Genomic DNA, 4,230 nt, shown 5'->3' with positions numbered 1-4,230 from the left:
TCGACTCTTCCCAGCCCCCGGTTCAAGCCTTCGACCGGTCAGCACCGTTCGACCCCGGAACCCACCGTCGCGACGGGCATTACGCGGTGCGGCTCGGCCTCGCCGCAGTCACCTCGATCGGGGTGCGCAAGGCCGAGCAGATCGTGGCCGAGCGGGAACGCGGCGGCGATTACCGAGACATGCGCGACCTCGCGCGCCGGGTCGGCCTCAACTCCGCACAACTCGAAGCGCTGTCAGCCGCCGGGGCGTTCGACAGTTTCGGACTCTCGAGGCGAGGCGCCCTCTGGGACGCCGAGCAGGCATCCCAGGAACGACCAGACCAGCTGCAGGGCAGCCACCTCACCGTGCAGCCGCCGTTGTTCGCGATGCTCACCGATGAGGAGCAGGTGATCAACGACCTGTGGTCGACCGGTGTCACTCCCGACGATCACCCGATCCGGCACGTCCGTGGCCTGCTGGCCGAGCGGGGGGTGAAGAGCGCCGAGCAGCTCAAGACCACCGAATCCGGGCGGCGGATCGAGGTCGGCGGTGTCGTCACCCACCGGCAACGCCCGGCGACAGCGAGCGGCATCACCTTCGTCAACCTCGAGGACGAAACCGGGCTCGTCAACGTGATCTGCAGTGTCGGCGTGTGGGGACGCTACCGGCGGACCGCGAGGGAGGCACCGGCGATGATCGTCCGCGGCATCCTGGAACGATCCCCAGAGGGCATCATCAACCTGCTGGCCGATCGGCTCGAACCGCTCCCGCTCCGTGCTCGGACCCGATCGAGGGACTTCCAGTGACCGCGCATACGTCTGAGGACCGGATCCTGCAAGAAACTGGATAGACTTGCCCCATGGCTTTCGTCGTCTCCTTCGCGCTGTTCCTGGCTGGCATCTTCCTCTTCTATTTCGCGTTCACCGTCGAGAGCTTCCAGGCCATCATCTTCTTCGCCGGCATCCTCTCGGTGTCACTGTCCTTCGGCATCCCTGCGCACGTTCTCGCCAAGCGCTAGAATGCCTCGGCTCAAGCCCGACCGTCACAGGTCGGCCGTCAGCAGGTGACCCATCCGGTCACGCTTCGCCCGCAGGTACTCCAGATTCCCCGGTAGCTCCCCGACGAGAAGCGGAAGCCCTTCGGCGACGTCGATTCCGGATGCCGTGAGTTGCGTGATCTTGTCTGGATTGTTGGTGAGCACCACCCAACTCCGCGATCAGCGCGAGCGCCACGTCGAGCTGTGGACCGCACTCGCACTTGTGCGATCCGAAGACCTCCCCGGTCAGGCATCCGAGTGAACCCGCACCACGGCGCCGAAACCCGCCGGATCGCCGGAGACGATCGCCAGGTGCTCACTGTCTGTGACGTTGTCGCGGTACGCCCGGAACCGGAACGGGCCGTACCGGGTCGGCGCGGTCGTCTCGACCTCGAAGGTGACCGGAGCCGTGTTCGTCGCAGCGAGCGTGTTCACGGCTCAGGCCGATTCGAGCCAGCCGCGAGTGCGTCCGCAACCGTCGTGGCGAGTTGTTCGCCCGACGCCAGGAAGGTGGCGACGCCTGCCTTCTCGAGGCTGAGCGTCACATCGTCGTACGAGATGCCCAGGTCGGCGACCGTCGCGAGTACCTGCCGGGATTGTTCATAGGTTCCCGCGACGGTGTTGCCGCGGATGTCGCCGTGGTCGAACGTCGCCTGCAGCGTACGCTCCGGCATCGTGTTGACGACGTTCGGTGCGACGAGTTCCTCCACGTAATACGTGTCGCGCATGGCAGCGTCTTTCACGCCCATTGACGCCCATAGCGGCCGTTGCGGATGTGCCCCGAACCCGGCCAGCCGTTTCGCCCGCTCGGCGGCGAACTCCTGCTCGAAAATCTCGTACGCCAGCCGGGCGTTCGCGATGCCCACCTTCCCTCTCACAGCACGCGCAGCATCCGACCCGATCGCATCGAGCCTGATGTCGACCTCGGTGTCGACCCGGGAGACGAAGAACGACGCCACCGAACGGATGCCGCGCAGGTCGCGTCCGGCGGCGTGGGCCTGCTCCAACCCGGTCAGGTAAGCGTCGATCACCGCCCGGTACCGGTCGAGGCTGAAGATCAGGGTGACGTTGACGCTGATCCCGCCGGCGATCGACGCCGTGATCGCGTCGAGTCCCGCGAGCGTGGCGGGTATTTTCACGAACACGTTCGGTCGGGCGATCGCGGTGGCGAGGCGCTCAGCCTCAGCGATCGTCGCAGGCGCGTCGTGGGCGGACAGAGCGGAGACCTCGATCGACACCCATCCGTCGAGGCCACCCGTCTCGTCGTGGATCGGCCGCAGGACATCCGCCGCGTGGGCGACGTCAGTCGTGGTGATCCCGAACACGGCATCCGAAGCCGATGTGCGGGATGCTGCGAGCGATTGCAGCTGGTCGTCGTACGCATGCCCCGTCGAGACGGCGTTGGCGAAGATCGTCGGATTGGTGGTGACGCCGACGACGTTCCGTTCGGCGAGAAGCGTCTCCAGGCCTCCCGAGAGGAGGCGTTCCCTCGAGAGATCGTCAAGCCAGATGCTCACTCCCTCTGCGGAAAGGGCGGCCGTCGGCGTCAGGGGTGTCTTGTCGGTCGACGCGAGCATGGTCACAGCTCCTCGAGCGGGACGGACTCGTCCGACAGCCGCGCGGCGTCGACGGCGTTGCCGCGACGGATGATGCCCTGAACGGCCTCGTTGACATCCCAGACGTTGACGTTCATCCCCGCGACGACACGGTCGCCGGACACCCAGAAGCAGACAAATTCGCGGCCCGGCCGGTTGCCGCGATACACGACGGTCGCGCCGCGAGTGAGGGGGCCGAAGCCGGAGTACTCCATGCCGAGGTCGAACTGGTCCGTGTAGAAATAGGGCACGTCGTCGAAGGAGACAGGCTGTCCGAGCATGGAGCGCGCGGCAGCGGCTCCGCTGTGGAGCGCGTTCGCCCAGTGTTCGCTTCTCAGGCGCAGGTCGACCAGCGGATGGAGCGCGTTGGCGATGTCGCCGGCGGCGTAGATGTCAGGGTCGCTCGTGCGGAGTGACGCGTCGACGAGAACGCCGTTGTCGACGGCGAGGCCTGCTGCCTGCGCGAGCCCGACATTCGGCACGACACCGACCCCCACGAGCACGAGGTCCGCGGGAACGGTCTGGCCGTCGTCGAGGCGGACGCCGGTCACATACCCGTTCTCGCCGGCGATCTCTGCCACCCGAACCGATGGGCGGAGGCTGACGCCGTGCTCGGCATGCAGGTCGGCGAACATTTGCCCGAGTTCGTCGCCCAGCGCGTTGGCGAGCGGAATCGGATCGCGTTCGAGGATCGTGACGTCGTTGCCGAGGGTCCGGGCGACGGAGGCGACCTCCATGCCGATCCAGCCGGAGCCGACCAGGACGAGCCGTTTGCCGCCGTCGGCGAGTAGTGTCCGGAGGGTCTCCGCCTGGTCGACGGTGCGAAGGTAGTGCACCCCAGGCAGATCCGCCCCCGGGATGTCGAGTTTGCGGGGAGTGGAGCCGGTGGCCAAAAGGAGGGCGTCGTAGTCGACCCAGCCCTGGCCGTCGAGCTCCAGCCGGTGTGCGGACGGATCGAGAGTGACAGCTTCGGTACTGAGGGTGAGGTCGACGTCGTGGTCCCGGTACCATCCGGACGACTCGACGTCGGCGGATTCCCGGGTGGCCGACCCGGCCAGGAAATCCTTGGACAGGGGCGGCCGGATGTACGGCCGGTGCCGCTCCGTGCCGACCAGCTGGATTCGCCCCTCGAAGCCCTCCTCGCGGAGCGTCTTCGCCGCCGTCGCGCCGGCGAGGCCTCCTCCCACGATCACAAACTTCTCTGTCTTCGACATCGGGAACCTCCTGCTCGTCGCTTCCTGCGCCCTGAGGCCGATCGTACGACCGCAAATTTCTTTTGTCAAGATTCGCTGTTTTAGAAAATAGAATGTCGACATGAGCATTCGAACCCGGGCGGAGCAACTCTCCGCCGTCGCATCGATCAGTGATCCGATTCGACGCGCGCTGTACGACTTCGTGTTCCGCAGCCCCACGCCGGCCGGTCGCGACGAGGCCGCTGCGGCACTCGGCATCCCGCGCGGAACCGCCGCCTTCCACCTGGACCGGCTCGTGGAGAGCGGGGTCCTCGAAACGGAATTCCACCGGCGCAGCGGGAAGGCGGGGCCAGGAGCGGGGCCCCCGGCGTAACAGTAAACCCCGGCGGCGGCCCGGGGTTGCCCAAGAGGTGCCGCACGCCCTAAA

The 4,230-nt window shown here is 66.9% G+C and carries 5 protein-coding genes and 1 pseudogene; 3 read left to right on the top strand and 3 right to left on the bottom strand.

Annotation, left to right across the window (positions count from 1 at the left end; all coding sequences use genetic code 11):
• Both ACLQ62_RS06410 and ACLQ62_RS06405 read left to right on the top strand, forming a co-directional pair.
• Positions 1-785 (top strand): OB-fold nucleic acid binding domain-containing protein (locus ACLQ62_RS06410; RefSeq protein ID WP_411720824.1); only part of this gene is annotated, 785 nt, incomplete at its 5' end.
• Between the two features lie 53 nt (positions 786-838).
• Complete coding sequence (locus tag ACLQ62_RS06405; protein ID WP_411720823.1) at positions 839-997, top strand: hypothetical protein; 159 nt, start codon at positions 839-841, stop codon at positions 995-997.
• 58 nt (positions 998-1,055) lie between these two features.
• On the opposite strand, the pseudogene ACLQ62_RS06400 reads toward ACLQ62_RS06405, so the two are convergent.
• The 3 genes and pseudogenes from ACLQ62_RS06400 to ACLQ62_RS06390 all read right to left on the bottom strand — a co-directional run bounded on the left by ACLQ62_RS06400 (position 1,056) and on the right by ACLQ62_RS06390 (position 3,824).
• Positions 1,056-1,450: pseudogene (locus ACLQ62_RS06400) on the bottom strand (hypothetical protein).
• Complete coding sequence (gene tal, locus ACLQ62_RS06395; RefSeq protein WP_411720822.1) at positions 1,447-2,592, bottom strand: transaldolase; 1,146 nt, start codon at positions 2,590-2,592, stop codon at positions 1,447-1,449. The pseudogene ACLQ62_RS06400 and the gene tal overlap by 4 nt, the downstream one beginning before the upstream one ends.
• Positions 2,593-2,594: 2 nt before the next feature.
• The gene (locus ACLQ62_RS06390; RefSeq protein WP_411720821.1) at positions 2,595-3,824 is read right to left on the bottom strand and encodes an NAD(P)/FAD-dependent oxidoreductase; all 1,230 of its coding nucleotides are present in this window, start codon (positions 3,822-3,824) and stop codon (positions 2,595-2,597) included.
• 100 nt (positions 3,825-3,924) lie between these two features.
• Here ACLQ62_RS06390 and ACLQ62_RS06385 point away from each other — a divergent pair, with 100 nt between their 5' ends.
• The gene (locus ACLQ62_RS06385) at positions 3,925-4,176 is read left to right on the top strand and encodes a helix-turn-helix domain-containing protein (RefSeq protein ID WP_411720820.1); all 252 of its coding nucleotides are present in this window, start codon (positions 3,925-3,927) and stop codon (positions 4,174-4,176) included.
• Positions 4,177-4,230: the final 54 nt, after the last annotated feature.

The sequence above is a fragment of the Mycetocola sp. genome, from assembly GCF_046716805.1.
GTDB lineage: Bacteria > Actinomycetota > Actinomycetes > Actinomycetales > Microbacteriaceae > Mycetocola_A.
Note: the sequence above shows the minus strand (reverse complement) of the source record. Positions and strands in the feature narration are given on the sequence as shown.

Coding starts and splice junctions, on each gene's coding strand:
- ACLQ62_RS06390 (WP_411720821.1), bottom strand. CDS start 3,824: ATGTCGAAGACAGAGAAGTTTGTGATCGTGGGAGGAGGCCTCGCCGGC.
- ACLQ62_RS06405 (WP_411720823.1), top strand. CDS start 839: ATGGCTTTCGTCGTCTCCTTCGCGCTGTTCCTGGCTGGCATCTTCCTC.
- tal (WP_411720822.1), bottom strand. CDS start 2,592: ATGCTCGCGTCGACCGACAAGACACCCCTGACGCCGACGGCCGCCCTT.
- ACLQ62_RS06385 (WP_411720820.1), top strand. CDS start 3,925: ATGAGCATTCGAACCCGGGCGGAGCAACTCTCCGCCGTCGCATCGATC.